The following is a 26086-nucleotide window of genomic DNA, read 5'->3' as shown; positions in this document are numbered from 1 at the left end:
GCCCTCGCGGATCTGGCGCGGATTGTTTTCGGGTCAGCGCGGTGGCCGGCACGGATGCCGCCGCGTGATCTGTCCTGAGGCCTCAGGCGCGGACATCATCGCCCAGCACCGCGCCGCCGGGCGGGTCGTCCGTGTCGTCTGCGCGGCGCCGGGGTGAACTGAGATCCTCTCCGCGCCGCGCGCCGCGGCGCCGGTTACCGATTGCGCTGCGCGTGTCGAGCAGGACGCCCTCGCGGCGCCGCCGGCGTTCCTGCACCCGGCGCTCCGGGCCGCGCGTGCGTTGCAGCGGCGGAGTGTCCCGGTCCCGCGCCACCTCGTCCGCGCGTCCGCGGACGGCGCGCGGGGCCGGCTTCGGCGCGCTGCGACGGGTCTTGTCGACCCGGGTTGCGTCGGCAGGCCGCAGGCGGCCTGCGTCGTCACGGGGTGGTGTGATCGATGTCATGCAGGGTGATCCGTGGACACCCGGGCAATTGTAGCGCAACCACCGTGCCCGCGGGTCAATCGTCTTCCATCAGCGGGGTCCAGCCGTGCGCCCGCGCATGCGCGATGGCCGCGCCATGTATATGCTCGTGGCGTGCCGCCAGTTCCGGCGGCAGCTGGCTGACGAGGTGGCCGTAGGGTTCCCAGGCGACATACACCCGGTCATAGAGCTGCTGCATCTGCGCGGGCGACCAGCCGGCGCAGGTCTCATGGTCGGGCAGAAGACCAAAAACGCGGGCGTCCCGGATGATGGTGCCGGCGGGACTCATCCCGCCGAAGTCATCGTGATCGATGCCGATGTAACCGCCTTCCTGCGTGATGTTCATGCGTGACAGTCTACCAGTAGTTCTCGGTGGTGACCTGCCCGGGCTCGGTGCGGCGATTCTTCCTGAAGCCGCGATCCTCGAGCACCGCGGTGGTGTCGCGCACCATATCGGGATTGCCGCAGATCATGACCTGGCAGGTCGCTGCGTCAAGGCGGATTCCCGCGCGCTGCTCGAGCCGGCCATCGCGGATGGCTTCGGGAATGCGGCCGCGCAGGGCGAAGTCGGTTTCCTCGCGGCTGACAAACGGGATGTAGACGAATTGCTCGCCGCGGTTCTCGGCGAAACGCGCGATATCGTCCCGGTAGGTGAGCTCGTCGGCGGTGCGCACGCCATGCACGAGTACGACTCTGGCAAAACGCCGCCAGGGCTCCTCCGTCTTGAGCTGTGACAGGAACACGCCGAGTGCCGTCCCGCTGGCGAACAGCCACAGGTGACGCGCATCGGGAACGGAGGCCAGCGTGAAGAATCCCCCCGCACGCGCGCTCACCCAGATCGGGTCGCCGATGCGCAGCTGGCGCAGGCGGTCGGTGAGCGGTCCGTGCGGGATGGTGATGAAATAGAACTCGAGCGGGCGTTCGTCCGGGGCATTGACGTAGGAATAGGGTCGCCCGACCCGCTCGCCGTCGATGTCGAGTGCGAGACGGGTGAACTGGCCGGCGCGGAATGGTTCGACAGGGGCATCGATGCGGAGAGAATACAGCTCGTCCGTCCAGTGGCGTTTTCCGACCACGTGTCCTTGAATCCAATGACTCATGTTGCCTGTTTTCAGCTTGCGGATGTTGAGTGGCGGCAGCCGCGCGGACCAGGGTCCGGACCTCGCTGCTCCGCCGGGCGCGATTGTCCGGGTTAATGCGTCGGGAAACCGGATATACTGGCGGCTTCGGAAAGGCCGTGACGCGCGGATGACGGCCAAGTATAACATCTAACGCTCGGGCATGAAGGCAGCACGGTTACAGCAGATGGCGAATTCCGGCGTGAACCGGCCACGGATCCCGGCGCGCTACCGGCCATGAATCCTGTCATCATCGTCGGGACCGGCCTCGCCGGCTACACGCTCGCACGGGAATTCAGGAAGCTCGACACGACGACCCCGGTGATGATGTTCACGCGGGACGGCGGTGAATTTTATTCCAAGCCGATGCTTTCCAATGCGCTCGCGCATGACATGTCCCCTGGCCGGCTCGCCAGCGCGGATGCCGCGCGCATGGCGGAACAGCTCAATGCGGTGATTCGCACCGGCACGGAGGTTGCCGCCATCGATGCTGCCGGTCGTTCGATCGAGGTGGATGGTGCGCGCATCCCGTACTCCCGCCTGGTACTTGCGGTCGGGGCGCGCCAGATCGTGCTGTCCGCCGAAGGTGATGCATCAGATACCGTGTTCATGGTGAACTCACTGGACGACTACGCACGCTATCGGGCCGCTGTCGCGCGCGCGGAACGCGTCGCCGTGATCGGTCCCGGTCTGATCGGCTGCGAGTTCGCCGACGATCTGCGCAGCGCGGGCAAGCGGGTGACGGTCGTCGGCCCGGACTCGACCCCGCTCGGACGGCTGCTGCCGCCGCGCGCGGGCGCCGCGTTCCGGGCCGCGCTCGAGGACGCCGGCGTAGCCTGGCGGCTGGGCACGACGGTGCGTTCCATCACCCGTCAGGGCGGCGCATGGGCGATCGCGCTGGCCGACGATTCGATACTCGAGGCGGACCTCGTCCTCTCGTCGATCGGTTTGCGGCCGGATACCGTGCTGGCAAGCGCGGCCGGTCTCGCGGTCCGGCGCGGCATCGTGGTCGACCGCTGCCTGCGGACGAGCGCCGCGGACGTATATGCCCTCGGCGATTGCGCGGAGGTCGAAGGACGGGTGTTGCCGTTCGTGATGCCGATCATGCACGGCGCCCGCGCGCTCGCGCGTACGCTGTGCGGCGAACCGACGCCGGTCAGCTATCCGGCGATGCCGGTGCTGGTCAAGACGCCGTCCTGTCCGGTTGTGGTGTCGCCCGCCCCGGCGGATGCGGCGGGGGAATGGCGGGAGGAGGCCGTCGAGGGCGGGGTGCGGGCGCGGTTCATCGCGCCGGACGGCGCACTGCTCGGCTTCGCCCTCACCGGCGCGGCGGTTGCCGAGAAACAGAGTCTGACCGCGCAGTTGCCGCCCGTGCTAGCCTGAGCGCGCTCAGCGGCACTCGCCGATCGAGCCGGGACGGCAGCGGCGCCGGTTGATCCATTGGGCGTCGTCCAGCACCGCGCCCTCGATCCGCGCCCTGGACAGCTCCACGTTGACGAGGTTGGCGCCGCTGAGATCGGCCTCGCTGAGGTCGGCGCCCAACAGGTCCGCCTTCTCCAGGTTCGCGCCTCGCAGCACGGCCTTCACCAGCCGCGCATCCTCCATGGACGCCTGTTCCAGGGAGGCGCCGGTGAGGTCCGCGGCGGTGAGATCCGCGCCGCTGAGGTCGGCCTGGCTGAGGTTGGCCTTCTGCAGTTCGGCGCCGCGCAGCGTGGCGTCGCTCAGATCGGCCTGATAGAAGGTGGCCGCGCGCAGCCGGCTGCGGTCGAGGGTGGCGCCTGTCAGGACCGCCCGGTCGAAGGAGCTGCCGTCCAGTATGGCGCCGGAGAGATCCGCGCCGGTCAGGTCGGCACTGACGAAGCGCGCCTTGTCGAGCCGGGCGTCTGCCAGGCGCGCCGCACGCAGATTGGCGAAGTTGAAATCGGCGCCGGACAAGCGCGCCCGGCTCAGGTTTGCACCCTCCAGGTTGGTGCGGGTGAGGATTGCGCCGCGAAGATCGGCATCGCTGAGATCGGCGCCTTTCTTGTCGCAGTTTATCCAGATAACATCCCGGGCAGGGGGGGTGTCGCAAGCGGCCAGCGCTGGCGCTGCGTGGGTCAGAAGTATCAGCAGGAATCCCGCCGGGAGCGCGAGCAGCTTCATCTGTCACCAAATTCCGATAACGTTCATATGGGTATGAGGCCTGGTTTGGCCGGCCACCGGAGTACCTTCGAAGGCCAGGTAGCGCCACGCGGGTCAGGATGCCGGTGTCCGGTGAAATTCGCTGCCATCCCGGCGCAAAGCGTGGATAATTAAGCCACGATATCACAGCGCCGATACAGACGGAGGTTACCATGGAAAAGTTCATGTATCTTGCGGGTCGGGTCTTGGTCGCGCATATCTTTTTGCTGGCCGGGGTGCAGAAGATCGGGAACTATGCCGGCACCCAGGGCTATATGGAGTCGATGGGCGTTCCGGGCATGCTGCTGCCGCTGGTGATCCTGGCCGAGGTAGGCGGGGCCCTCGCCCTGATCGTGGGCTGGCAGACGCGCTGGGCTGCGGCTGGGCTCGCGCTGTTCTGCCTGCTGAGCGCGGTATTTTTCCATACCAATTTTTCGGACGGGACACAGATGATCATGTTCATGAAGAATCTCAGCATAGCGGGCGGCCTGCTGTTCATCGCGGCGCATGGCGCCGGCGCCTATGCCCTGGACGTCCGCCGCGTATGAGCTGGGACGGCAGGCCGGAAGGCGCGGGAGGCGGGCAGGGCGGGGCGGCCGCCGCGCCGGGTGCGCGCGCCGGGGGGGCGCCTGCGCAGGTGCCGATGACGATGCGGCGCGCAGTCGAAATGAAGGAAGGGGCGGGCGTCGATGTGCAGCGCCTGATGCCGGTGCCCGGCTGGCTCAATTACGATCCCTTCGTGTTCTGGGACCATTTCGCCATCAGCCCGGAGACGGGATTCCCCGAGCATTCCCATCGCGGGTTCGAGGCGGTCACCTATCTCTTCACGGGGGCGATGCGCCACGAGGACAATCTGGGCAACAGCTCGACAGTCGTCGCGGGAGGGGCCCAGCGTTTCACCGCCGGCGCGGGCATCGCGCATTCCGAGCTGCCGGTGGGCCGCGGCACGATCCGCGGCATCCAGCTCTGGATCAATCTTCCGCAACGGCTCAAGGCCATCGCGCCGGACTACCAGCAGGTCGACGCCGATATGTTTCCCGTGCGCCGCTTCACCGGCGGGCACGAGGTCGAGATTGTTGGCAAGGCGTCCCCTCTGCGGCTGCATACCCCCGTCGAGTACCTCGCGGTGCATCTCGAACCCGGTGCCGTCTATCGCGGCCAGATCCCGGCGGATTACCGCGGTTTCGTGTATGTGGCTGATGGTGCCGCCGCTGTGAACGGTCGCGGACTCGATGCCGGCGAGGCCTGCTTCATGGAAAACCCCGGCAGCGTCCATGTGGAGGCGTGGCAGGAAAGCCTGCTGATGTTCTGCTTCGGGCGCCCGCATGGGGAGCCGATCCGCCAGAACGGCCCCTACGTGGACTGAGCCGCAGCCGTGCCTACTGCTGCGCGAGCTGGCGGATGATCAGCGCGCCGGCCAGATAGGTCCCCGAGGCAGCCCCGAGCGTACTGAACAGGAACACCAGCAAGGTACGCGCGACGCGGTTGCCCCACCATCCCTTCAGGCGGGAAACATCCGCGCGCAGGCGCGAGAAATCACCGATGCTCGGCCGCCGCAGCCAGGCCTCGACCGCCGCCGTGATCATGCCCACGCCGATGAGCGGATTCAGCGTCGTCAGCGGCGCGGCCAGGAACGCGCCAATCACGGTGACCGGATGGCCGCCGGCGAGCACGGTGCCGAGCGCCGCGAGTCCTCCGGTGATCACGATCCAGTCGGTGACCATGCCCCAGCCGATTTCCGCGCCGTGCGTGAAGCCGACGATGAAGCCGCCGAGGATCAGCGCGACCACGAGCCAGGAGACCAGCGCCGGCCAGCGGCTCGGCGCGGGCATCTCGTCCAGCTTTGCGATGATCCCGGAGAGCGTTTCCGGCGGGGGCTTATCCCGGTATTCCTGCAGGTAACGGCGGATGCCCTTCAGGTGTCCCGCGCCCACCACGGCGAGAATGTTGCGGCAGTCGCCGCGGTCGGCCGCGTTGATCAGCCGCGCCGACATGTAACGGTCGCGCTCGTCGATCAACCCGTGGTACAGCCCACGCGCCTGTTCGGAGAATTGGGTGAAGGCCGATTCCAGCATGTCGCCTTCCTTGAGGCGCTCGATCTCGTCCTCGGTGACCTTGCGGTGAACGAGGACGCTGGCGATGAGGCCGGCCAGCAGATGGATGCGCTGCCACCAGGAGACGCCGTGGTAGCAGCGCTTGAGGGTTACCGCGATTTCACGGTCGATCAGCAGCACGGGCAGGTGGATTGCGCGGGCGCAGTCGATCGCCATGCGCATCTCCGCGCCGGGCGTGATGTCGAGCTGTTCCGCCATGCGCTGCTGGAAGGCGCCGAGCGCGAGGTTCGCCGTTACCATGAGGACCTTGCGCGTGCGGATCACCTCGAAGAGGTCCATCTTGGCAAGTGCGTCAGGATTTACGATGGCATTATGCCTGCTGGGACACAGCTCGATCGCCACGGCGTCGTACGCGCCGGTCTCGATCAGCGCGCGGACCTTTTCCGCGCTGGCGCGCGAGATGTGCGCGGTCCCGAGCAGGGTGATGCGGGCGCCGCCGTGTTCGAGCGTATAGAGCGGCTCGCTGTCCGCAGCAGGGCGGGATTCGCTAGAGTTCATGCCGGTCCGGTAAGCGGGTGGTTTGCGCAGGTCCGCACCTGCCGATCCCTGGGCGGTGCCGGATCCTGCGCGATGAAGGACGAAACCTTCGGCGAGTCTAGCAGCAAACCCCGGCTGATGACAGCTTCCCGCGTTCAGCGGGTCAGGCTTGCGAACAGTACGGGTAATCTTTCGGGCAGACGCTGCACGTGGTCGATGACGGTGTAGTTGGTTTCGCCGAAGATGCGCCGGACGTAGCCGTCGGCCTGCGGATCGAGTGACAGGCAGTAGGTGACGATGCCGCGGGTATGCAGTTCTTCGACCGCCTTCCTGGCGTCGTAGCGCAGATATTGCGGATCGCGTTCGTCGACGTCGGCGGGTTCGCCGTCGGTGACCAGCAGTACCAGCTTGCGCCGTTGCGGCTGCTGCATCAGGTGGCGGGCGGCATGGCGCAGGGCTGCGCCCATGCGCGTGGATAGTCCGCCGTGCATGCCCGCGATCCGGCCCTTGGCCGCGTCATCGAACGGCTGGTTGAAATCCTTGACGCGGAAATAGCGCACGTCGTGGCGTCCGTCCGAGGCAAAGCCGTGCACCGCGAACGGATCGCCGATGCCTTCGATGGCGGTGGCCATCAGCGTGCAGGCCTCGCGTGTCAGCGACAGTACCGACTTGCCGGAGTCCGCCACCAGCTCGTTGGTCGATTCCGACAGGTCGAGCAGGAGCAGCACGCAGAGGTCACGCGTGTTGAGCACGTTGCGCAGGGTGATGCGCGGGTCGGGCGACAGGCCGAGGCGCAGGTTGACCATCGCCTCGACCGCCGCGTTGACGTCGATCTCGTCGCCGTCCTCGAGTTTGCGCTGGCGGGTCACGCCGGCGGGACGGAGCAGATCGACGATCTGGCGGATGCGGGCGGCGACCGGTTTGTGCTCGCGCAGGATCTGCTCGACGCTCGCCGGGTCGCCCGCGGGCGGGCGCCGCTCGTAGACGGTGGCCCAGTTGGGGCGGTGCAGCTGCACCTGGTAATCCCATTCGTGATAGTGAAAGGGGTCGGAGACCGGCTCCTTGCCTTCCAGCTCGTTCATGCTGACGCCCTCGGGATCGCCATCACGGAAGAATTCGCTTGCGAGGGTCCAGATCTCCTGGGCGTCGTCGCCCGCCAGCTCGCAATCGACCTCGTTGACCATCTCCATGATCGAGACCCTGCGCCGCACCTGGCGCTGCGCAGCCGCGAGGCGTTCGACGTCCGACCAGGCGAATTCCTCGAAACTCCAGCAGTGCCGGTTGTCGTCGCGGTACGGTATGCGGATGGCCTGGAGGATGCGCAGTGCGGGGACCGACCGGCGCTCAGCAAACAGGTGATACAGCTCAAGGCCGAAATCCCATGAGAGGCGCGCATCGCGCCGCCGTGTTTCGATCTCTGCGTGAAAACGCGCCGCCAGCGCGTCGAGTCCGGCGTCACCGGTGCGAGCGTCGGCGTCGAGCAGGCAGAGGGCCAGCCGTTCCAGGTCGTTCAGGGCCGGATGCTCGGCGGGCTGGTCGGGCCGGGCGACATGCAACGCGCGCCACAGTTTGCGCAGCCCGGGGAATTCCCGTGCCGCGCAGTATTCCACGCGCGCATCCTCCAGCAGGCCGATGAAGAACATCTGCGCGGGGCTGAGCTGTTCTGCGCTCAGCGGCCGGTCGGTATAGCAGATGTGCGCCGCCATGTGCGCGGCGGTCGCGCGGTACAGTTCGAGCCCGCCCACGCCGGCCAGGTCGTCGACGGCGTCGGGCAGGTGCAGCATGCGCGCCTCGATGTAGGGGCGGAAATCGGCGTGGTCCGCCGCCGTCGGCCGCAGCTGGAAATCGCGGCCCCACAGCGCGCGCAGATAGAAGTTCAGCTTGCGCTGGCTGTCGATGAACAACGTGCCGCGCCGTTCCTGCTGCAGGACGGCGCGGCTGTCCTCGGTCGCCAGGCTGAAATAATCGACCAGCTTGTTCAGGTCCTGCCGGTAGGCCTGCGCGCCAAAGTTGGCCCAGCGCCGCAGACCGCTGAGGGTCAGTTTCGAGAGCAGTTCGTCGATGTGCTTGAGCAGCGGGCGCAGTCCGCGCGGGGCCTTGGCGGAAAGCTGGTGGATCAGGTTGAGATAGCTGCGCAGAAGTTCGGGATCACCGAGCCGTTGCGCAGCCGTCGGCAGGCTCGAAAACAGCAGCGCGATGACCTCGCCCGAGGTCATCGAGGAGAGTTTGAGGGCCGCGTTGATGCAGTCCGGGATGACATCCTCGCCGCACTCCTGCACCACCGCCGGCATCTCTTCCAGATAGGAGATGACAAGGTCGGTCCCGCGGCCGAGCCCGGCAAGTCCGCGCGCGCCGTCGAGGTAGGTTCTGAGGCCGGCGGGCGACATCACGCGCGCTGCCTCGTGGAAGATGCCGTCGAGGGTGGCGGCCAGTTCGGGCGCCGACTGGGCGAGGTTCGCGCGATATTCGTCGAGATTGAGGCTCATGTCAGCTCACCACCGGTTGAGCGGGCGTGCGTTCAGCCGAAGAAGGTGTGCACCGCCGCGTCGAGCGTGTCGCGCATGTCGGGGTCGTCGGTGAGCGGCCGCACAAGCGCCATGCGGCACGCGGCCACCGGGTCGATCCCCTTGGTGATGAGCTGGCCGGCGTAGACCAGCAGGCGGGTCGAGATGCCCTCGTCGAGGCCATGGCCCTTGAGATTGCGCGCGCGCTGGGCGATCTGCACCAGCCTGCCTGCCGCCGCTTCGTCGATGCCTGTTTCGTGCTGCACGATGCGGGTCTCGATCTCGGCGGCGGGATAGTTGAAGTCGAGCGCGCCGAAGCGCTGCTTGGTCGACTGCTTCAGGTCCTTCATCAGGCTCTGGTAGCCGGGGTTGTAGGAGATGACCAGCTGGAAGTCCGGGTGCGCCTCCACCAGTTCGCCCTTCTTGTCGAGCGGCAGCGTGCGGCGGTGGTCGGTCAGCGGATGGATCACCACGGTGGTGTCCTGGCGCGCCTCGACCACTTCGTCGAGATAGCAGATCGCGCCGATGCGTGCCGCCGTGGTGAGCGGCCCGTCCTGCCAGCGCGTGCCGTTCACATCGAGCAGGAAGCGCCCGACCAGGTCGGAGGCCGTCATGTCCTCGTTGCATGCCACCGTGATGAGGGGGCGTCCCAGCCTCCAGGCCATGTACTCGACGAAGCGCGTCTTGCCGCAGCCGGTCGGTCCCTTGAGCATGATCGGCATGCGGGCGGCATAGGCCGCCTCAAACAGCCCGACCTCGTCGTGGACCGGGAGGTAATACGGTTCCTTCTTGATCTGATATTGTGCGTTGTCGGCTTTACTCATCATGTCTCGCTCCAGTCAAGGACTAAGAGGTAAGGTCAAGGATGGATGCGCGGGCAGCACCTGTCCGTCGTGCTCAGCATTGCCGATAAAATCCGGCAAAAAAAACCCCCTGCGCGGCGATCCCGGGCAGGGGGTGCTGGCTACAGCATAACCTGCGGCGGGATCAGTTCATCGGCCCGCGGTAAATCACCATCGATGTGCCCTGCGACTGGGCTGCGTTGTCATACCCGACCAGGCGCACGTGGTTCATGGGGTGGGTTTTGTGGCAGGCATCGGCTTCGGCCAGGATCCTGTCGACATTGGTCTCGCCGAACATCGGCAGCTTCCACATGTACCAGTAGTGATCGAAGGCGTTCTCCGGCTCGCTGTGCTCGATGGCCGGGTTCCAGCCCTGCTTCACGATGTACTCCACCTGCTTGCGGATATTCTCCTTGCTCATCTCGGGCAGGTAGGAGAAGGTCTCGAATTTGCGGCTCGTGAAGTCGGTCAGACTCGATTTGTAATCCTGCATTTCGCTCATTGCATGCTCCTTAATGTTGAATAGGTGAGGTGTTAGGCGCGAGGTGTGAGGCGGATAGGTTTAACGCCTAACTCCTCACCCCTCACTCCTTACATGTCTTACTTGTGCGCCACGTCCAGCTTGTCCACGGTGTCGAATTCGAACTTGATCTCTTTCCAGGTCTCCAGCGCCATCTTCAGCTCGGGACTGCTCTTGGCGGCCGTGGTGAGGATCTCCTTGCCTTCCTTCTCGAGGGCGCGGCCCTGATTGCGGGCCTCGACGCAGGCCTCGAGCGCCACGCGGTTGGCCGCCGCACCCGCGGCGTTGCCCCACGGATGGCCGAGCGTGCCGCCGCCGAACTGGAGCACCGAGTCATTGCCGAAGATGGTGACCAGCGCCGGCATGTGCCAGACATGGATGCCGCCCGAGGCCACGGCGAAGACGCCGGGCATGGAGCCCCAGTCCTGATCGAAGAAGATGCCGCGTGAGCGGTCTTCCTTGATGTAGCGGTCGCGCAGCAGGTCGATCCAGCCCAGGGTCGCGGCGCGGTCGCCTTCCAGCTTGCCGACGACGGTGCCGGTGTGCAGGTGGTCGCCGCCGGACAGGCGCAGGATCTTGGCCAGCACGCGGAAGTGGATACCGTGCTTGGGGTGGCGGTCGAGCACGGCGTGCATGGCGCGGTGGATGTGCAGCAGCATGCCGTTGTCGCGGCACCAGTTGGCCAGGCCCGTGTTGGCGCAGAAGCCGCCGGTGATGTAGTCGTGCATGATGATCGGCGCGCCGATTTCCTTGGCGTATTCCGCGCGCTTGTACATCTCTTCCGGGGTCGGCGCGGTTACGTTGAGGTAATGCCCCTTGCGTTCGCCGGTTTCCCGTTCGGACTTGTCAATGGCGTCCATGACGAAGTCGAAGCGCTGGCGCCAGCGCATGAAGGGCTGGGAGTTGACGTTCTCGTCGTCCTTGGTGAAGTCGAGACCGCCGCGCAGACACTCGTACACGGCGCGGCCGTAGTTCTTGGCCGACAGGCCGAGCTTCGGCTTGATGGTGCAGCCGAGCAGCGGACGGCCGTACTTGTTCATGATGTCACGCTCGACCTGGATGCCGTTGGGCGGGCCGCCGCAGGTCTTGACGTAGGCGATCGGGAAGCGTACGTCCTCCAGCCGCAGGTGACGTACGGCCTTGAAGCCGAACACGTTGCCGACCAGCGAGGTAAATACGTTGACGACCGAACCCTCTTCGAACAGGTCGATCGGGTAGGCGATGAAGGCATAAAATGACTCGTCGTCGCCCGGCACGTCCTCGATGGCATAGGCCCGGCCTTTGTAATAGTCGAGATCGGTCAGGAGGTCGGTCCACACCGTGGTCCAGGTGCCGGTCGAACTCTCGGCGGCGACGGCCGCGGCGGCCTCTTCGCGCGGCACGCCGGCCTGCGGGGTGATCTTGAAACAGGCGAGGATATCGGTTGCGGCCGGGGTGTATTCCGGCATCCAGTAGGTTTCGCGGTAATCCTTCACTCCCGCTTTATAGGTTTTCACTGCCATGGCCTGATCTCCTAGAGCTGGTTGATAATGTTGTGCGGCTTGGCGCGACCGGATGCTTCCATGCCCGCGCTCTCGCGGTACGGGTGCTTGGCACCCCCTCCAGCCGGCTTGCGCCCCCTCAACGTGGCTGGATGGCGAGGATTATAAAAGGCCCATTCATAATGTAAAATCAATATTATTAATTGATTGTATAAGTTAAACCTTATATATTTTTTCCTTATGCATGTGACCCTTCGACAACTCAAGGTCTTTGCCTCCGTGGCGCGCCACTTGAGCTACACCCGCGCCGCGGAGGAGCTCCACCTTTCGCAGCCCGCGGTCTCCATGCAAATCAAACAATTGGAGGAGAACATGGGCCTGCCGTTGTTCGAGCAGCTGGGCCGGGGTATTCATCTCACCGAGGCGGGGCAGGAGGTGTATCAATGCAGCCGCGTGATCCAGCAGCAGCTTGGCGATACCGATGCGGCGCTGGAGCAGATGAAAGGGATGCAGCGCGGGCGGCTCAATCTGGCCGTGGCGAGCACGGCGAATTACTTCGCCACTCGCCTCATCGCGACCTTCAGCCGACGGGTGGAGCACTTGACGGTGAGCCTCGACGTCACCAACCGCGAAGGGCTGCTGCATGATCTGGAAAACAACGAGACGGATCTGGTGATCATGGGTAAGCCGCCGGAGGAGCTGGGTCTGGTCGCCGAGCCGTTCATGGACAATCCCCTGGTCATAATCGCCGCGCCTGATCATTCGTTCATCGGCCGCCGGAGCATTCCGCTGGTCGATCTCCAGGGCGAGACCTTTGTCGTGCGCGAGCCCGCCTCGGGGACACGCATCGCCATGGAGCGTTTCTTCGCAGAAAGAGGGGTGCGGCTACGGACCGGAATGGAAATGCGCAGCAACGAGGCGGTACAGCAGGCGGTGCAGGCGGGGCTGGGCCTGGGCATAGTGTCCATCCATACTCTGGAACTGGAGCTTGACACCGGGCGTCTGGCCCTGCTCGATGTGGAGGGTTTCCCGATCATGCGCCAGTGGTACATCGTCCACCGCGTGGGGAAACGCCTCTCTCCCGTGGCGCAGGCGTTCAAGTCGTTCGTACTGCAGGAGGCCGCTACGCTGTGGCGCCTGCCCGGGCAGGGCATGGCGGCCGCGCCGCGCACAGGATGAGGGGGGAGGCAATGTTCTCCGGTGGAACCAAGGGTCGATCGGGCCGTCTCGCGGTCCGGCGGGAGGAGCGATGAGCTGGTGGGGCAAGCTTCTCGGGGGCGGCGTCGGTTTTGCGCTCGGGGGACCCCTGGGCGCGCTGATCGGCGCGGCCCTGGGCCACACAGTCGACGCCCGCCGCCGCGGGTCCACGGGCGGGCGCGAACGCACCCAGACCGCGTTTTTCACCGCGACGTTTTCCGTGCTGGGCCACCTTGCCAAGGCGGACGGCCGCGTCACGCACGATGAGATCCGTCTTGCCGAGGCGGTCATGGCGCAGATGCAGCTCGGGGCGGAAGTACGCGAGCTGGCGAAAAGCCTCTTCCGCCGGGGCAAGGAGCCTGGCTTCGATCTCGATGCGGTGCTCGACCAGTTCAAGCGGGAATGCCATCGCAGTCGCATGCTGCTGCAGATGTTCATCGAGATCCTGCTGCAGGCGGCCTATGTGGACGGCGTGCTGCACCCGGCGGAGAGGGGTATCCTGCTGCATATCTGCTCCCGGCTGGGCATCTCGCCCGCGCAATTCGACCACCTGGACGCGATAGTGCGCGGTGCTCACGGGCGCCGCATGCGCGGGAATGGCGACCGCGGAAACGAGCTTGCCCGCGCCTACGCGATTCTCGATGTGTCGCCTGAGGCGGGTGACGACGAGGTCAAGCGCGCCTATCGGCGCCTGTTGAATCAGCATCATCCGGACAAGCTGGTGGCGAAAGGGCTGCCGGAAGAGATGATGAAGCTGGCGAGCGAGAAGACGCATGAAATCCGCAAGGCTTATGAATGCATACGCGCGGCGCGCGGCTTTTAGGCACGCAGAGGCGCTGCGGTCGTCCGGCGGTACTCTGCGTACGGCCGTCGGTTTTGTGACGGCCCTCCGGCGTCTGTGCTATATTTGGCCGGTCGGTTCTACCGCGTAAATCATATTGGGGAGATCTATCTTAATGGCGATATCAGCCGCGCGCAGACCCGTGATGACCCTCTATTCGCGGGCGGACTGCCCGCTCAGTCACCGCGTCCGCATCGTTCTCTCCGAAAAAGGTATTTCCGCCGACGTCGTCGATGTTGATATCAACAATCCGCCGGAAGATCTGATCGACATCAATGCGTACAACACGGTTCCAACGCTGGTGGACCGTGACCTCGTGCTGTACGACTCGCTTATCATAATGGAGTATCTCGACGAGCGTTTTCCGCACCCGCCCCTGATGCCGGTGGATCCGGTGTCGCGCGCGCGCACGCGCATGATGCTGCACCGCATCGACGTTGACTGGTACAGCATGATCGCCGACCTCACCGGCAGCGACCGCGACAGGGCGGAAAAGGCGCGCAAGACACTGCGCGACGACCTGACCATGCTGGCGCCGATGCTGCTCAAGAAGCCTTATTTCATGAGCGACGAGTTCGGTCTGATCGAATGCAGCATCGGCCCGATCCTGTGGCGCCTGCCGCATTACGGCGTGGAGATGCCGGTCCAGGCAAAGCCCGTGCTGCGCTACGCGGAGCGCATCTTCAAGCGCGATTCTTTCATGGCGAGCCTGACCGAGGTCGAGCAGGAATTCGTCAAATAGCGCGGTTCCGTCGCCCTGGCCTCCACCATGACCGCCATGACCTCCAGCCGGCCCTATATCCTGCGCGCCATCCATCAGTGGATTGTCGACAACGGCATGACTCCGCACCTGCTGGTGAACTCCGGTTTTCCGGGGACGCGCGTCCCTGAACAATATATCGAGAACGGCAAGATCATCCTGAACATCAGCGCGCGCGCTGTGAGTGATTACCACCAGGACAACGACTGGGTCATGTTCCAGGCACGCTTCGGCGGGCGCAGCCAGGAGATCGTCATCCCGGTAGCTGCCGTGCTGGCGATCTACGCGAAGGAGAACGGCAAGGGCATGGTGTTCGGACAGGACGACAACGGCGGCGGCGATGCTCCCCCTCCGCAGCCGCCTGCCGGCACGCCCAAGCCGGGCAAGCCGCGGCTGCAGGTGGTGAAGTGACCGGGGGAAGAGGCGGACAGGTTCGGCACGGCTGACATCCCTGCGGTTCCACTGGGCTTGTCTACGGGGTCACCGGTCGTTCGTTCTGCAGCGGAAACATCTTGTCCGGATTGAGTATCCCGCGCGGATCGAATTCCCGTTTCACACGTCGCATCAGATCCAGTGTGACCGGGTCGATCTCGCGTCCGACGTAATCGCGTTTCTCCAGCCCCACCCCGTGTTCGCCCGAGAGGGTGCCGTCGAGTTCCAGCACCAGGTCGAACAGCCGCGACAGGCAGGCATGGGCCTGGCTCATCTGGCGCGGATCGTCCGGGTCGACGAGCAGGTTGACGTGGATATTGCCGTTGCCGGCGTGGCCGAAGTTCACGATGGTCACGCCGAATTCGGCCGACAGACGCTCCAGGCCGGCGATGAGCTGCGGGATGCGGGAGACCGGCACCACGACGTCTTCGTTGATCTTCTTGGGGGCGACCTTGCGCAGGGCAGGGGACAGCGCCTTACGCGTGGTCCACAGTTCCGCCGTCTCGGCCGCGCCGGCCGCTGCCTTGAAGTCGACCAGGCCCGGCAGCGTGCAGGCCGCGCGGATCGCATCGACCGCCGCATCCATCGCCACCGCCGGGCCGTCCGTCTCGATCATCAGCATTGCGCCCGCGCCGGCCGGCAGATCGGCGCTGGAATAGTCACGGATCATCTCGATGGCGCGCGCGTCCATGAATTCCAGCGCGCAGGGCGTGACCGGCTGCGCCATGATGCGCGAAACCGCCCGCGCCGCCGCGTGGATGGAATCGTACACGGCTTGCATGGTGCGGCGGGCCTCGGCGAGCGGTGTCAGTTTCAGGGTCGCTTCGGTGATCACGGCGAGGGTGCCTTCCGATCCGATCAGCAGCCGGGTCAGGTCGTAACCCACCACACCCTTGCTGGTGGAGACCCCGGTCCGGATCTCCTCTCCGGCCCCGGTCACCGCGCGCAGGCCGAGCACGTTTTCGCGCGGCGTGCCGTACTTTACGCTCCGCGGTCCGGCGGAATTGTAGGCGAGGTTTCCGCCGATCGTGCAGTAGGCCGCGCTGGTGGGATCCGGCGGCCAGAAGAAGCCGGCCGCCGCGGCGGCATCCTGCACCGCCTGGTTGGTCGCGCCCGGCTCGACCACCATCAGGCGGTCCTCGGGAGCGACGCGCAGGATGCGGTTCATGCGTTCGAATGACAGCACCAGGCCTCCGCGTGTCGGTACCGTGGCACCGGTGGTACCGGTGCCGCGACCGCGCGGCACGACGCAGACGCCCGCCCGGTTGCACAGGCGCAGGACGTCGCGTACCTGATCATGCGCGGTGGGAAAGGCGACGGCCTCGGGCGGATTGTGGCGGCGGCTGTTGTCGTATCCGTAGGGCCAGCAGTCGGCGGGGTCGCGCAGTACGTTGCGGTCTCCGACGATGCGGCCGAGTTCGCTGATGAACCCCGCGTCGATCATCCTCTTAGTCGAGGTACTCGACCACCAGCACGACACGCTCGACGCCGTCGACCTGCTGAACGATTCGCGCGAAGTACTGGGCGTCGTTGCGCCTGGCCATGCCCATCAGATAGACCACGTTGTTATCGGTGACCACCTTGGTGTGGACGGAGGGCAATCCCTGCTCGCCGAGGAGGCGGCTTTTGACCTTGGCGGTGGTCAGGGAATCGATGCCGCGCTGTTTCATGGATATGGCCGGACCGATTGCCAGCTCGTCGTGAATCCTGCGCACCTTGTCCACGGTATTGACGTGGGTGATCACGCGTTCGCGCGTCGCCTGCGACGGTACCTGTCCGGTCAGCAGTACGACCCGGTTGTAACTCGTGACGGAGATATGGGCATCCTTCAGCGTGTCGTCCGCGTTGATCTCGCCGCCGGCCTTGAGTTCGATCGCCTGGTCGTCGAGCACGGCGGCCGTCGTGCGCTTGTCGGTGGCGATGGAGGCCCCGGCCGCCGCCCCCGCCACGAGTACGGGCGCGACGCAGCCGGCACTCGGGCCGAGCGCGAGCGCGACCACGAACAGTGTCAACCAGTTGCGTGTCATAGTGCTGCGTTCCTCTGTGCGTTGAATCATAATCGCCTTCAGGCGCCGAATGCATCCTTGACCCATTGAATGGCCGCGCGTTCCCCGTCTGGCACGACGGATATGACATCAAAGCGCGCGGAATGTTTTGCTGCGTGCGCGTGGGTCTGCAGGTATTGCCGGGCCGCGACGATCAGTTTCTCCTGTTTCCGCCGATCTACGCTCTCCAGCGCGCTGCCATAGCGTGCGCTGCTGCGGCAGCGCACCTCTACGAATACGATACAGGTTTTCTCCAGCATGATCAGGTCGATCTCACCGCGGCGGTGGCGGTAGTTCCGTTCCAGCAGCGTCAGGCCCCGGTCGAGCAGGTAGCGGCAGGCGGCCTCCTCGGCCCGTCGGCCGAGAGTGTGCGCGTCGGATCGGTCGCTGGCCGGCCTCATATGCGCGTTGCCGACGGTTCAGTTATAAGGCCTGGGCAGCCCGTTGCCGAAGCGCGCCCACTGCAACTGCCGGTACAGGCGGTTGGTTTCGCTGAGCTGCAGCATGCCTGTTACGCCGCTGTACTGTTCATATCGGTACTGTCTCAGGTTGTCGAGATGCGGAATGATGTTATAGGCATCGACGCCCAGAGCGTAGAAACGGGTGTATTGCTGAAAGCTGTCAGGCCACAGGCGGGCAGCCTTGGCCTTGAGGGTATTTCCGCCATCCTCGGCGAGCACCCACGGGAGGTCGCAGAAGATCACATCGTCCATGTCGCGATCCGCATTCTGGTTGCGCACGCCGGTAAAGACGTGCGAGGTGCTGTATACCGCGAGATCCCCCGCGTAGTGGAATTTCAGCTGCGGCCGGATCAGGCGTCCCTGGCGGGGAAATGCCGCCATGAAGACGACATCGGCGTCCTGGCGCCGGCGCGGCTCGAATTTCAGCGTCTGCTGCAGCAGCTTTTCCAGGCTGTGGCGCCGGCTTACGCTCTCGTCAAGATCGAGCAGAGGTTCGATCTGGTCTGAAAAATCGTTGTTGTCCGCCGGATAGCGCTGCACCTCCAGCAGCACGCCCCCATGCTGCTGCCAGTCGTCCGTGAAGGACTGCAGCACGCGATCGCCCCATTCACCTTCCGGGACGATCGCGAGGGCGTGGTTGTGCCCGTCAAGCCAGGCCCGTTCCGAGACCTGGCGCGCCTCGTCCTCCGGCGCCAGGCCGAACTGGAACAGGCGGTCTCCCGCCGGGCGGTCCGTATCGGCGTAATTCAGGGTCAGGGTGGGTACCGGGAAGCGGCCGTTGCGTATGATCTGGTTGACGGACTGCTTGATCAGGGGGCCGACCACGAAATCGCTGCCGTCCTCCACCGCCTTGCTGTAGGCGTGTACGGCGTCATCCGGCTCCGGTCCGGAGTTGTAGACGTGAATGGTCGGTGTGTAGTCGGGGTTGTCGCGCTGATAGTGGGCGGCGAGAAATCCGTCGCGCAGCGCCTCCGCGGTCTCTTTCACGGCGCCGCTCAGCGGCAGGAGCAGTGCGATCCGGGCGGGACGCCGGGTTTCCTGTTGCTCGCGGGCCAGCAGCAGCTCGATGATCTCGCGCGCCGCCGGATGTTGCGGATAGAGTGTCTGCCAGTGGCTGACCTGCGCGGATACATTGGACGGCGGGGTTGATTTGGCGATCTTGGCCAGCTGGACCCATCCGCTGAAGACGTCAGGAGCCGGTTCGGTCCGGATTGCTTTCAGGGCTTCGAGCGGCATGCGGATCAGGGATTGCCAGATGGCCTGCTGGTTGCGGGCGAATGCCTCCCGCTCGTCTCGATCGATGTAGGGTTCGCGCAGGACGCGCTGATACGCCGACTCGGCGAGCCTGCCGAGGCGCTGGTAAGCGTCGGCGCGCAGCTCGTGCAGCTCGGAGCGCACGCTGGCGGAGGTGTCTGCGGGGGCCTCTGTCTGCAGCAGTTTGAGCGCCTCCTGCGGCCTGTTGTCCGCCAGCGCGATGCGCGCAGCGAAGACCCGATGCTGTACGCGCTGGTGGGGATTCAGCGTGCCGGCATCAATCGCCTCGATCGCACGTCGCGCCTGATCGATGTGGTTGCCGCGCAGCAGCGCGCCCGCCGCGCGCAGGAGGTAGGCCGGGCGCTTCAGTTCGGAGAACTGTGCTGCCAGCACGGTGTACTCCCGCGCCGCCGTCTCGTAATCGCCGGCCTGTTCGGCGCGCTGGGCCCGTTGCAGCGCACCGTGTTCCTCCGGACTCGCGCCGCTTCTCTGCGTATCCAGAGCACACCCCGCAAGGGCGAGTGCTATGATCACGGGTGCAAGACGGGGCAGTACAGGGGGGCGGCGCATGCGATCAGCGAATGGAAGATTCAAGCGTGAGGGAGCAACAAGTATCTCGATGAGGGCGGGCAGTGTCAATTGCTAAGGGCACACTTTATGTGGTGGCGACACCCATCGGAAACCTCGGAGACCTGAGCGCGCGCGCGCATGAGATACTGTCCGGTGTGGACGTGGTGGCGGCCGAGGATACGCGGCACAGCCGTCAGCTATTGCGCCATTTCGGCATCGACAGGCCGATCGTAGCCTTGCATGAACACAACGAGCGCGCCCAGGTGGAGCAGCTGGTGGAGCGGTTGCGCGCAGCGCAGACGCTCGCCCTGGTGAGCGACGCCGGTACCCCGGTCGTCAGCGATCCGGGTTATCACCTGGTGCGTGCCGCGCACGAGGCGCGCTGCCGCGTCGTTTCGGTCCCCGGCCCGAGCGCCGTAATCGCGGCGCTGTCCATCTCCGGGCAGTCGGCCGAACGGTTCGTGTTCGAGGGTTTCCTGCCCGCGAAACCGGCGGCCTGCCTGCAGAGGCTGGAAATCCTGCGCCACGAGAGCCGGACCCTGGTGTTTTTTGAGGCCCCGCATCGCGTGGTGGACACGCTCGAGGCGATGGTGCAGGTGTTCGGTGCCGATCGCGAGGTGACCTATGTGCGGGAGCTGACGAAACTGTATGAGACCGCGCGCCTGACCCGTATGGCGGAACTGCTCGACTGGGTGCGCGCCGACCCCATGCAGCAGAAGGGCGAGATCGTCATCGTGGTGCGGGGCGCGGAGGCGGCGCCCGAGTCCGATGCCAGGGCGGGGGAAGACGCCTTGGGCATCCTCCTGGGGGAACTGCCCCTCAAGCAGGCGGTAACGCTGGCGGCGAAACTGACGGGCGTCAACCGGAACCGCCTCTATGAGGCGGCGCTGAGGCTGCGAGAAAAAGAATCGGATACCGGGCCGGGATAGGTTCGGTCGAAGGGGTATGCCGGCAGGAGGCCGGATCGCGCTCTCTGGCCGGCATATATGTGTATGGAGGACGCGCTCCCTTGTCTCGTCCTGCGTCAATCCTGTATCTTAGGCCCCGGGAGTCGGCCGGACAGTCGCTTCCCGTCGTCACTCGATCACGTTCCGTACGGGACAGGCCGCGGCGTCTGATCGAGTGACGGCGGGAGGAGGAAAGTCCGGGCTCCATAGGGCGGGATGCCAGGTAACGCCTGGGCGGCATGAGCCGACGGCCAGTGCCACAGAAAATATACCGCCCGTCGCCTTCGGGTAGCGGGTAAGGGTGAAATGGTGCGGTAAGAGCGCACCGCGCTGGTGGTAACACCAGTGGCAGGGTAAACCCCATCCGGAGCAAGACCAAATAGGGGAACATCAGTGCGGCCCGCACTGTTCCCGGGTAGGTCGCTTGAGACGCGTGGCGACGCGCGTCCCAGATGAATGACTGTCCTCGACAGAACCCGGCTTACAGGCCGGCTCCCACCTTAATTTCATTTCTCGTCATGGCGGTTTTGTCGCGCCGCCGTTTTGAGCGCGACTGGGGAAAAGGTCCGATCTTTACGGTCCTGGTTCCGACTGCATCGTAACACCCTCCGCAGGTCTGCCGGCCGGCCGGCAATGCTCCTGATCTTATAAATCACCGCACTATTCAGGGGCAAGTTCATGATTTTTTTGTTTTCGTTGTAACTGCGCGCCGCCAAGAGTGGACGCCGCACCCCGCCTGTTGACCTAAGTTGCTGTGCCATAGAGAGAAAATTGTTAATTGTGGAGGCGGTTTTGGCTTGACAGTGTGATTTCGCGGTATATAGTGTCACGAAGTGGGAAAAAGTGGGGTGTAGTGGAGTATGGGGGCGGAGAGGGAACACACCTCGTTTCGCGGGGTCAGCGTCTTGAGTCTGGATGCCAAGGGCCGGATCGTTATCCCGACCAAGTATCGTTCGATCCTGACGGAATCCTGTCAGGGCCGGGTGGTAATTACGGTCGACAGCGATCCCTGTCTGCTGCTCTACCCCCTGCCGGAGTGGGAGGCGATTCAGCAAACCCTGACCAGCCTGCCGAATCTCGACGTGCAGACCCGCCAGTTGCAACGCCTGCTGCTCGGCTACGCCTCGGACTGCGAGATGGACGGACACGGCCGAATCCTGCTGCCGCCGGCGCTGCGCGGCGTCGCCCGGCTGGAAAAGCGCATCTGCCTGATCGGGCAGGGTAACAAGTTCGAGCTGTGGGATGAGCAGACCTGGGATGAGTTTCGCGCGAAATTATTGGCCCGTAACGAGCATGAGCAACCCTTGTCGGAGCAATTGCGATCGTTTTCGATATGACATGACGGCGGTGGACGAGTATTCACATCGGCCGGTGCTGCTGGCCGAGGTGATCGGCGCGCTGGCCATCGTGTCCGACGGGACATATATGGATCTGACCTACGGGCGCGGCGGGCATGCCGGCGCGATCTTGGAGCGCCTGGGTGCGCGCGGGCGCCTGATCGTCATGGACAAGGATCCGGCGGCGATCCGCTCGGCGCGGGATCAGTCCGGGCAGGATGCCCGTGTGGAGATCCGGCCCGGCTCGTATTCCGGCGCCGGCCGGGTGGCTGATGAACTCGGCGTGCGTGGACGGGTCAGCGGTGTGTTGATGGATTTGGGAGTGTCTTCGGCGCAGCTGGATGATCCCGGGCGCGGCTTCAGCTTCCGCAACGACGGTCCGCTCGACATGCGCATGGACCCAGCCGCCGGAGAAGGCGCGGCCGACTGGCTGGCGCGCGTTCAGGAACAGGAGCTCATCCGGGTGCTGCGTGAATACGGCGAGGAGCGCTTCTCCGCGCGCATCGCGCGCGCGATAACAGCGGAGCGCCGCCTGCATCCGATCCGCACCACCGGGCAATTGCGCGCCATCGTTGCCGCCGCCCATCCCGCCTGGGAAGCGGGCAAGGATCCGGCCACGCGTACGTTTCAGGCCATCCGCATCCACATCAATCGCGAACTCGAGGATCTGCGCCTGTGCCTGGATCAGCTCGTCGGGCTGCTTGCGCCCGGCGGCCGGCTCGCGATCATCAGCTTTCACTCGCTCGAGGACCGCATGGTGAAGCGGTTCATCCGCGACGAGTCTCGCGGCGATCCGTTTCCCGCCGGGCTGCCGGTGCCGGACGCCATGCGCCAGCCGCGGCTGCGGCCCGTGGGCGGCGCCGTCCACCCGGGCGCGGAGGAAGTGGCGGCCAATCCACGCGCGCGCAGCGCGGTCCTGCGCGTGGCGGAAAGACTGCAATGACGCGCATGAGGCACGGAGTCATCCTGATCCTGGCCGTGGCCGTGCTGGCATCGGCCCTGGCGGCTGTGTACACCAAGCACCGCAGCCGCCAGCTGTTTGTCGAGCTCGAGAGCCTGAAGGCGCAGCGGGACGATCTGAACATCGAATGGGGACAGCTGATGCTCGAGCAGGCTACCTGGGCCACGCCGACCCGGGTCGAACTGATCGCGCGCCAGCGGCTGGGGATGACGGTGCCGCCCTCCGATACCATCCGCATCGTGATGCCATGAGCCGCGCCGTTCCGCTCAGCCACTCGATGCGGCTGGTGTTCCTGCTGGCGCTGCTCGGCCTGATCGTCCTTGCGCTGGTGTGGCGCGCGGTCGACCTGCAGGTGATGAATCGGGATTTTCTGCAGGACCAGGGCGACGCGCGTCATCTGCGCGCGCTCACGCTGCCCGCGCACAGAGGCATGATTACCGACCGCAACGGGGAACCGCTTGCGGTAAGCACGCCGGTGGATTCGGTGTGGGCGAACCCGAAGGAGCTTGCGCTCGAGCGCGAACGCTGGCGTCCGCTGGCACGCCTGCTCGATATGGACGTGGCGGAACTGCGCGACCGCGTCGTGCAACGCGCCGACCGCGAGTTTGTCTACCTCAGGCGCCACGTGGATCCCGCGCTGGCGCAGCGGGTGATGGCGCTGGAAATCCCGGGTGTTTCTCTCCAGCGCGAATACCGTCGCTATTACCCGCTGGGCGAGGTCGCGGCACACCTGGTGGGTTTTACCAACATCGACGATGCCGGTCAGGAGGGCATCGAGCTCGGCTATGAGAATTGGCTGCGCGGTACCTCGGGGTCGAAATGGGTGCTCAAGGACCGGCTCGGGCACGTGGTCGAGAATGTGGCCGGGATTAAGGATCCGGATCCGGGCCGGGACCTCGTGCTCAGCATCGACAATCGCATCCAGTATCTCACCTATCGCGAACTCAAGGCGGCGGTGCAGCTGCACCGCGCGCGCTCCGGGTCGGCGGTGGTGCTCGACGTCGCGACGGGCGAAGTGCTCGCAATGGTGAATCAGCCCTCCTACAACCCGAACAATCGCGAAGGCATGCGCAGCGATCTGCTGCGCAATCGCGCGGTGACCGATTTGTTCGAGCCCGGTTCGACGATGAAGCCTTTTACTGTGGCGGCTGCGCTGGAATCCGGGAAATACCGCCCTGGCACCTACATCGATACCGCGCCCGGTTATTACAAGATCGGCCGGCATCTGGTGCGCGACAAACATAATCTCGGTTATATCGACGTCACCACGGTGATCGAGAAATCCAGCAACGTGGGCGTAAGCAAGATCGCGCTCACAATCGACCCGGCACAGATGTGGCGGATGTTTTCCAGCGTGGGATTCGGCCAGCCGACGGGTGGCAACTTCCCCGGCGAAGTCACCGGCCTGTTGGCCGATTACCGGGGCTGGAAAGAGATCGAGCGCGCCACACTGTCCTTCGGCTACGGACTCTCGGTGACTCCGCTGCAGCTTGCCCTGGCCTATGCAGTGCTGGGCGACGGGGGGCGGTTGAAACCGGTTTCCTTCGTCCCGGTCACGGGCGCAGTCGAGACCCGGGAAGTGATGAGCGAGAAGACCGCGGGCGAGATCGTGCGCATGATGGAGACCGTGGTCTCGGAGCAGGGCACGGCCAATCTGGCCCGGGTGGCGGGCTACCGCGTCGCGGGCAAGACCGGCACGGTGCAGAAGCTGGGCGCCGACGGCTACTCGGACCAGCATTACGTGGCGGTGTTCGCCGGGCTCGCGCCGGCAAGCGACCCGCGGCTCGCAATGGTGGTCGTGATCAACGAGCCGCGCGGAGAGGAATACTACGGCGGACTTGTGGCGGCCCCGGTATTCTCACGCGTGATGACCGGTGCGCTGCGCGTCCTGGGCGTGATGCCGGACGAGTTGCCGCGCCAGTGGCAGGCGGATGCGGGCGCACGCAAGGGCGCGGGCGGACGGGATGCTGACGTCCCGGTCAGTACCGCCGCCGAGTCGAATGCGCGGCCGGTACTGGCCGGTGGCCAGGAGGTGATGTGATGTCTGCGCAGGGTCTGGCAGCGGCCCGGAAACCGCAGTGGCTGAGCTCCTTGCTGCAGGGGTTCGCCGCCGTGGACGCGGACAGCGACCGCGAGATCGCCGGACTGGAGACCGACAGCCGGCGCGTGGTCCCCGGTGACCTGTTTCTGGCCTGCGCTGGCCAGCGCGCGCATGGCGCGGATTACATCGACGATGCCGTGCGCGCGGGCGCCAGCGCCGTCGCCTACGAACTGGACTCACGCGCAGATCAGCGTATGGCGCAGCGTTACCCGCCCGGCATCCCGCTCGTGGGTGTCGCCGGCCTGGGGCGCCAGCTCGGTGTCATCGCCGCGCGGTTTTTCGATGACCCGTCGCGCGACATGCTGGTGATCGGCATCACCGGAACCAACGGCAAGACATCGGTTTGCCACTATCTGGCGCAGGCCCTCCTCAAGGACGGGGCGCCGTGCGGCGTCATCGGCACGCTGGGCTACGGCGCCTACGGGGCGCTGCACCCCGGCGCCCACACCACGCCTGACGCGGTCACCCTGCAGGGAGAGCTCGCCGCCATGCGTGCTGCGGGCGTACGGCGCGTCGTGATGGAGGTTTCTTCGCACGCGCTGGAACAGGAGCGCACGCGTGCGGTGTCCTTCGACGGCGCGATCTTCACCAATCTGACCCGCGACCATCTTGATTATCACGGTGACGTGACCGCCTACGCATTCGCCAAGCAGAAACTGTTTCTCATGCCGGGCCTGAGTTACGCCGCAATCAACGACGACGACGCCTTCGGGCGCGAGCTGCTGGCCGGTCTGGCGCGGCCGATTGTCGGGGTGCGCTACGGTCTCGGCGCGGAGGTGGCGCGTGCGGATGGCGCCCGCTATGTGCGCGGGATCATCATGCGGCGCGACATTTCCGGCATGGAGTTGCGGGTGAGCTCGAGCTGGGGCGAGGGAACACTGCGCACCGCGCTGCTCGGAGAGTTCAACGCCAGCAACCTGCTCGCGGTGCTGTCGATGCTGCTTTTGATAGAACTTCCGCTTGAGGACGCGCTGGCGCGTCTCGGCGACCTGCGCGCCGTGCCGGGGCGCATGGAGCGGTTCGGCGGCGCCGGGCCCAGGCCCCTGGTGATCGTGGACTACGCGCATACCCCGGATGCCCTCAAGCAGGCGCTGCAGACCCTGCGTCCGCACTGCGCGGGTCTGCTGTGGTGCGTATTCGGCTGCGGCGGCGACCGCGATCGCGGCAAGCGTCCGCTCATGGGCGCGGCGGCCGAGCGTTACGCCGACCGCGTGATCGTGACCAGCGATAATCCGCGCCACGAGGATCCGGATGCCATCATTGAGCAGATCCTGGCGGGCATCGACCGCCCTGCCGCCGTGACGCGCATGCCGGATCGCGCGCGCGCGATCCGGCATGCCATCGAGGCTGCGCTGCCCGAGGACATCGTCCTGGTCGCAGGCAAGGGGCATGAGGATTATCAGCAGATCGGCGCAGCGCGCCTGCCGTTCAGCGATCGCGACCAGGTGCGGCGCCTGATCGGGGAGGCGGCATGACCACTCTGCAGGATGTGACGCTTGAAGGC

26 protein-coding genes and 1 other RNA gene are annotated in these 26086 nt (G+C 65.7%); 14 read left to right on the top strand and 13 right to left on the bottom strand.

Annotated features, from left to right (window positions below; all coding sequences use genetic code 11):
* Window positions 1-82 precede the first annotated feature (82 nt).
* Genes IPK65_02145 through IPK65_02135 form a run of 3 tightly spaced genes read right to left on the bottom strand, consistent with a single transcriptional unit; the run spans window position 83 to window position 1560 of the window.
* Window positions 83-442, bottom strand: a complete 360-nt coding sequence (locus IPK65_02145; GenBank protein ID MBK8161979.1) for a hypothetical protein — start codon at window positions 440-442, stop codon at window positions 83-85.
* A 55-nt stretch (window positions 443-497) separates the two neighbouring features.
* Window positions 498-806 carry a hypothetical protein gene (locus IPK65_02140; GenBank protein MBK8161978.1) on the bottom strand — a complete coding sequence of 103 codons (309 nt, stop codon included), beginning with the start codon at window positions 804-806 and terminating at the stop codon, window positions 498-500.
* A gap of 10 nt (window positions 807-816) precedes the next feature.
* Complete coding sequence (locus tag IPK65_02135) at window positions 817-1560, bottom strand: ferredoxin--NADP reductase (GenBank protein MBK8161977.1); 744 nt, start codon at window positions 1558-1560, stop codon at window positions 817-819.
* 255 nt (window positions 1561-1815) lie between these two features.
* On the opposite strand from IPK65_02135, the gene IPK65_02130 reads away from it, so the two are divergent.
* Window positions 1816-2961 (top strand): FAD-dependent oxidoreductase, encoded by a 1146-nt coding sequence (locus tag IPK65_02130; GenBank protein MBK8161976.1) that lies wholly within the window; start codon window positions 1816-1818, stop codon window positions 2959-2961.
* Window positions 2962-2967: 6 nt separating this feature from the next.
* Here the strand turns inward: IPK65_02130 and IPK65_02125 are convergent, their stop codons facing one another.
* A complete protein-coding gene (locus IPK65_02125; GenBank protein ID MBK8161975.1) occupies window positions 2968-3720 on the bottom strand; it encodes a pentapeptide repeat-containing protein in 753 nt (250 codons plus the stop codon).
* Window positions 3721-3911: 191 nt separating this feature from the next.
* On the opposite strand from IPK65_02125, the gene IPK65_02120 reads away from it, so the two are divergent.
* Window positions 3912-4286 (top strand): DoxX family protein, encoded by a 375-nt coding sequence (locus IPK65_02120; GenBank protein ID MBK8161974.1) that lies wholly within the window; start codon window positions 3912-3914, stop codon window positions 4284-4286.
* A gap of 95 nt (window positions 4287-4381) precedes the next feature.
* Window positions 4382-5104 (top strand): pirin family protein, encoded by a 723-nt coding sequence (locus tag IPK65_02115; protein MBK8161973.1) that lies wholly within the window; start codon window positions 4382-4384, stop codon window positions 5102-5104.
* 13 nt (window positions 5105-5117) lie between these two features.
* Here IPK65_02115 and IPK65_02110 read toward each other — a convergent pair whose 3' ends face one another.
* From IPK65_02110 to IPK65_02090, 5 genes are all read right to left on the bottom strand, one after another.
* Complete coding sequence (locus IPK65_02110; GenBank protein MBK8161972.1) at window positions 5118-6350, bottom strand: TraB/GumN family protein; 1233 nt, start codon at window positions 6348-6350, stop codon at window positions 5118-5120.
* A gap of 134 nt (window positions 6351-6484) precedes the next feature.
* Window positions 6485-8815: a nitric oxide reductase activation protein NorD gene (locus tag IPK65_02105; GenBank protein MBK8161971.1), complete on the bottom strand. Its 2331-nt coding sequence runs from the start codon at window positions 8813-8815 to the stop codon at window positions 6485-6487.
* Between the two features lie 32 nt (window positions 8816-8847).
* Window positions 8848-9657, bottom strand: a complete 810-nt coding sequence (locus IPK65_02100; GenBank protein ID MBK8161970.1) for a CbbQ/NirQ/NorQ/GpvN family protein — start codon at window positions 9655-9657, stop codon at window positions 8848-8850.
* Window positions 9658-9820: 163 nt separating this feature from the next.
* Window positions 9821-10177: a ribulose bisphosphate carboxylase small subunit gene (locus IPK65_02095; GenBank protein ID MBK8161969.1), complete on the bottom strand. Its 357-nt coding sequence runs from the start codon at window positions 10175-10177 to the stop codon at window positions 9821-9823.
* A gap of 98 nt (window positions 10178-10275) precedes the next feature.
* A complete protein-coding gene (locus IPK65_02090; protein ID MBK8161968.1) occupies window positions 10276-11697 on the bottom strand; it encodes a form I ribulose bisphosphate carboxylase large subunit in 1422 nt (473 codons plus the stop codon).
* 219 nt (window positions 11698-11916) lie between these two features.
* Here IPK65_02090 and IPK65_02085 point away from each other — a divergent pair, with 219 nt between their 5' ends.
* The 4 genes from IPK65_02085 (at window position 11917) to IPK65_02070 (ending at window position 14885) form a co-directional block, all read left to right on the top strand.
* The gene (locus tag IPK65_02085; GenBank protein MBK8161967.1) at window positions 11917-12855 is read left to right on the top strand and encodes a LysR family transcriptional regulator; all 939 of its coding nucleotides are present in this window, start codon (window positions 11917-11919) and stop codon (window positions 12853-12855) included.
* Between the two features lie 70 nt (window positions 12856-12925).
* The gene (gene djlA / locus IPK65_02080; GenBank protein ID MBK8161966.1) at window positions 12926-13696 is read left to right on the top strand and encodes a co-chaperone DjlA; all 771 of its coding nucleotides are present in this window, start codon (window positions 12926-12928) and stop codon (window positions 13694-13696) included.
* A gap of 133 nt (window positions 13697-13829) precedes the next feature.
* Window positions 13830-14456, top strand: a complete 627-nt coding sequence (locus IPK65_02075) for a glutathione S-transferase N-terminal domain-containing protein (protein MBK8161965.1) — start codon at window positions 13830-13832, stop codon at window positions 14454-14456.
* A 36-nt stretch (window positions 14457-14492) separates the two neighbouring features.
* The gene (locus tag IPK65_02070) at window positions 14493-14885 is read left to right on the top strand and encodes a ClpXP protease specificity-enhancing factor (GenBank protein MBK8161964.1); all 393 of its coding nucleotides are present in this window, start codon (window positions 14493-14495) and stop codon (window positions 14883-14885) included.
* Between the two features lie 61 nt (window positions 14886-14946).
* Here IPK65_02070 and IPK65_02065 read toward each other — a convergent pair whose 3' ends face one another.
* Genes IPK65_02065 through IPK65_02050 form a run of 4 tightly spaced genes read right to left on the bottom strand, consistent with a single transcriptional unit; the run spans window position 14947 to window position 19200 of the window.
* The gene (locus IPK65_02065) at window positions 14947-16350 is read right to left on the bottom strand and encodes an FAD-binding protein (protein MBK8161963.1); all 1404 of its coding nucleotides are present in this window, start codon (window positions 16348-16350) and stop codon (window positions 14947-14949) included.
* A 4-nt stretch (window positions 16351-16354) separates the two neighbouring features.
* Window positions 16355-16933, bottom strand: coding sequence for a BON domain-containing protein (locus IPK65_02060; protein MBK8161962.1), 579 nt, complete (start codon window positions 16931-16933; stop codon window positions 16355-16357).
* A 38-nt stretch (window positions 16934-16971) separates the two neighbouring features.
* Entirely contained in the window at window positions 16972-17352 is a 381-nt protein-coding gene (locus IPK65_02055; GenBank protein ID MBK8161961.1) for a YraN family protein, read from the bottom strand.
* An 18-nt stretch (window positions 17353-17370) separates the two neighbouring features.
* Window positions 17371-19200, bottom strand: coding sequence for a penicillin-binding protein activator (locus tag IPK65_02050; protein MBK8161960.1), 1830 nt, complete (start codon window positions 19198-19200; stop codon window positions 17371-17373).
* A 104-nt stretch (window positions 19201-19304) separates the two neighbouring features.
* On the opposite strand from IPK65_02050, the gene rsmI reads away from it, so the two are divergent.
* The 7 genes from rsmI to IPK65_02015 all read left to right on the top strand — a co-directional run bounded on the left by rsmI (window position 19305) and on the right by IPK65_02015 (window position 26057).
* Complete coding sequence (rsmI, locus tag IPK65_02045) at window positions 19305-20165, top strand: 16S rRNA (cytidine(1402)-2'-O)-methyltransferase (protein ID MBK8161959.1); 861 nt, start codon at window positions 19305-19307, stop codon at window positions 20163-20165.
* 118 nt (window positions 20166-20283) lie between these two features.
* Window positions 20284-20683, top strand: an RNA gene (rnpB, locus tag IPK65_02040) — RNase P RNA component class A.
* A gap of 360 nt (window positions 20684-21043) precedes the next feature.
* Complete coding sequence (gene mraZ, locus IPK65_02035) at window positions 21044-21520, top strand: division/cell wall cluster transcriptional repressor MraZ (GenBank protein ID MBK8161958.1); 477 nt, start codon at window positions 21044-21046, stop codon at window positions 21518-21520.
* A gap of 1 nt (window position 21521) precedes the next feature.
* A complete protein-coding gene (gene rsmH / locus IPK65_02030; protein ID MBK8161957.1) occupies window positions 21522-22463 on the top strand; it encodes a 16S rRNA (cytosine(1402)-N(4))-methyltransferase RsmH in 942 nt (313 codons plus the stop codon).
* Between the two features lie 5 nt (window positions 22464-22468).
* Window positions 22469-22732: a cell division protein FtsL gene (gene ftsL / locus IPK65_02025; protein ID MBK8161956.1), complete on the top strand. Its 264-nt coding sequence runs from the start codon at window positions 22469-22471 to the stop codon at window positions 22730-22732.
* Entirely contained in the window at window positions 22729-24522 is a 1794-nt protein-coding gene (locus IPK65_02020; protein MBK8161955.1) for a penicillin-binding protein 2, read from the top strand. The genes ftsL and IPK65_02020 overlap by 4 nt, the downstream gene beginning before the upstream one ends.
* Window positions 24522-26057: a UDP-N-acetylmuramoyl-L-alanyl-D-glutamate--2,6-diaminopimelate ligase gene (locus tag IPK65_02015; GenBank protein MBK8161954.1), complete on the top strand. Its 1536-nt coding sequence runs from the start codon at window positions 24522-24524 to the stop codon at window positions 26055-26057. Before IPK65_02020 ends, IPK65_02015 begins: the two co-directional genes overlap by 1 nt.
* Window positions 26058-26086: the final 29 nt, after the last annotated feature.

It is taken from the genome of Gammaproteobacteria bacterium (assembly GCA_016712635.1).
Taxonomy (GTDB): domain Bacteria; phylum Pseudomonadota; class Gammaproteobacteria; order SZUA-140; family SZUA-140; genus JADJWH01.
Note: the sequence above shows the minus strand (reverse complement) of the source record. Positions and strands in the feature narration are given on the sequence as shown.

Excerpts from the sequence above, each read along its gene's own strand:
- IPK65_02115 (MBK8161973.1), top strand. The coding sequence starts at position 4,382 with ATGACGATGCGGCGCGCAGTCGAAATGAAGGAAGGGGCGGGCGTCGAT.
- IPK65_02085 (MBK8161967.1), top strand. The coding sequence starts at position 11,917 with ATGCATGTGACCCTTCGACAACTCAAGGTCTTTGCCTCCGTGGCGCGC.
- IPK65_02105 (MBK8161971.1), bottom strand. The coding sequence starts at position 8,815 with ATGAGCCTCAATCTCGACGAATATCGCGCGAACCTCGCCCAGTCGGCG.
- IPK65_02140 (MBK8161978.1), bottom strand. The coding sequence starts at position 806 with ATGAACATCACGCAGGAAGGCGGTTACATCGGCATCGATCACGATGAC.
- IPK65_02110 (MBK8161972.1), bottom strand. The coding sequence starts at position 6,350 with ATGAACTCTAGCGAATCCCGCCCTGCTGCGGACAGCGAGCCGCTCTAT.
- IPK65_02135 (MBK8161977.1), bottom strand. The coding sequence starts at position 1,560 with ATGAGTCATTGGATTCAAGGACACGTGGTCGGAAAACGCCACTGGACG.
- IPK65_02075 (MBK8161965.1), top strand. The coding sequence starts at position 13,830 with ATGGCGATATCAGCCGCGCGCAGACCCGTGATGACCCTCTATTCGCGG.
- IPK65_02100 (MBK8161970.1), bottom strand. The coding sequence starts at position 9,657 with ATGAGTAAAGCCGACAACGCACAATATCAGATCAAGAAGGAACCGTAT.
- IPK65_02055 (MBK8161961.1), bottom strand. The coding sequence starts at position 17,352 with ATGAGGCCGGCCAGCGACCGATCCGACGCGCACACTCTCGGCCGACGG.
- IPK65_02060 (MBK8161962.1), bottom strand. The coding sequence starts at position 16,933 with ATGACACGCAACTGGTTGACACTGTTCGTGGTCGCGCTCGCGCTCGGC.
- IPK65_02125 (MBK8161975.1), bottom strand. The coding sequence starts at position 3,720 with ATGAAGCTGCTCGCGCTCCCGGCGGGATTCCTGCTGATACTTCTGACC.
- IPK65_02130 (MBK8161976.1), top strand. The coding sequence starts at position 1,816 with ATGAATCCTGTCATCATCGTCGGGACCGGCCTCGCCGGCTACACGCTC.
- IPK65_02095 (MBK8161969.1), bottom strand. The coding sequence starts at position 10,177 with ATGAGCGAAATGCAGGATTACAAATCGAGTCTGACCGACTTCACGAGC.
- IPK65_02070 (MBK8161964.1), top strand. The coding sequence starts at position 14,493 with ATGACCTCCAGCCGGCCCTATATCCTGCGCGCCATCCATCAGTGGATT.
- IPK65_02145 (MBK8161979.1), bottom strand. The coding sequence starts at position 442 with ATGACATCGATCACACCACCCCGTGACGACGCAGGCCGCCTGCGGCCT.
- djlA (MBK8161966.1), top strand. The coding sequence starts at position 12,926 with ATGAGCTGGTGGGGCAAGCTTCTCGGGGGCGGCGTCGGTTTTGCGCTC.
- IPK65_02015 (MBK8161954.1), top strand. The coding sequence starts at position 24,522 with ATGTCTGCGCAGGGTCTGGCAGCGGCCCGGAAACCGCAGTGGCTGAGC.
- IPK65_02090 (MBK8161968.1), bottom strand. The coding sequence starts at position 11,697 with ATGGCAGTGAAAACCTATAAAGCGGGAGTGAAGGATTACCGCGAAACC.
- IPK65_02020 (MBK8161955.1), top strand. The coding sequence starts at position 22,729 with ATGAGCCGCGCCGTTCCGCTCAGCCACTCGATGCGGCTGGTGTTCCTG.
- mraZ (MBK8161958.1), top strand. The coding sequence starts at position 21,044 with ATGGGGGCGGAGAGGGAACACACCTCGTTTCGCGGGGTCAGCGTCTTG.
- rsmH (MBK8161957.1), top strand. The coding sequence starts at position 21,522 with ATGACGGCGGTGGACGAGTATTCACATCGGCCGGTGCTGCTGGCCGAG.
- IPK65_02120 (MBK8161974.1), top strand. The coding sequence starts at position 3,912 with ATGGAAAAGTTCATGTATCTTGCGGGTCGGGTCTTGGTCGCGCATATC.
- ftsL (MBK8161956.1), top strand. The coding sequence starts at position 22,469 with ATGAGGCACGGAGTCATCCTGATCCTGGCCGTGGCCGTGCTGGCATCG.
- IPK65_02065 (MBK8161963.1), bottom strand. The coding sequence starts at position 16,350 with ATGATCGACGCGGGGTTCATCAGCGAACTCGGCCGCATCGTCGGAGAC.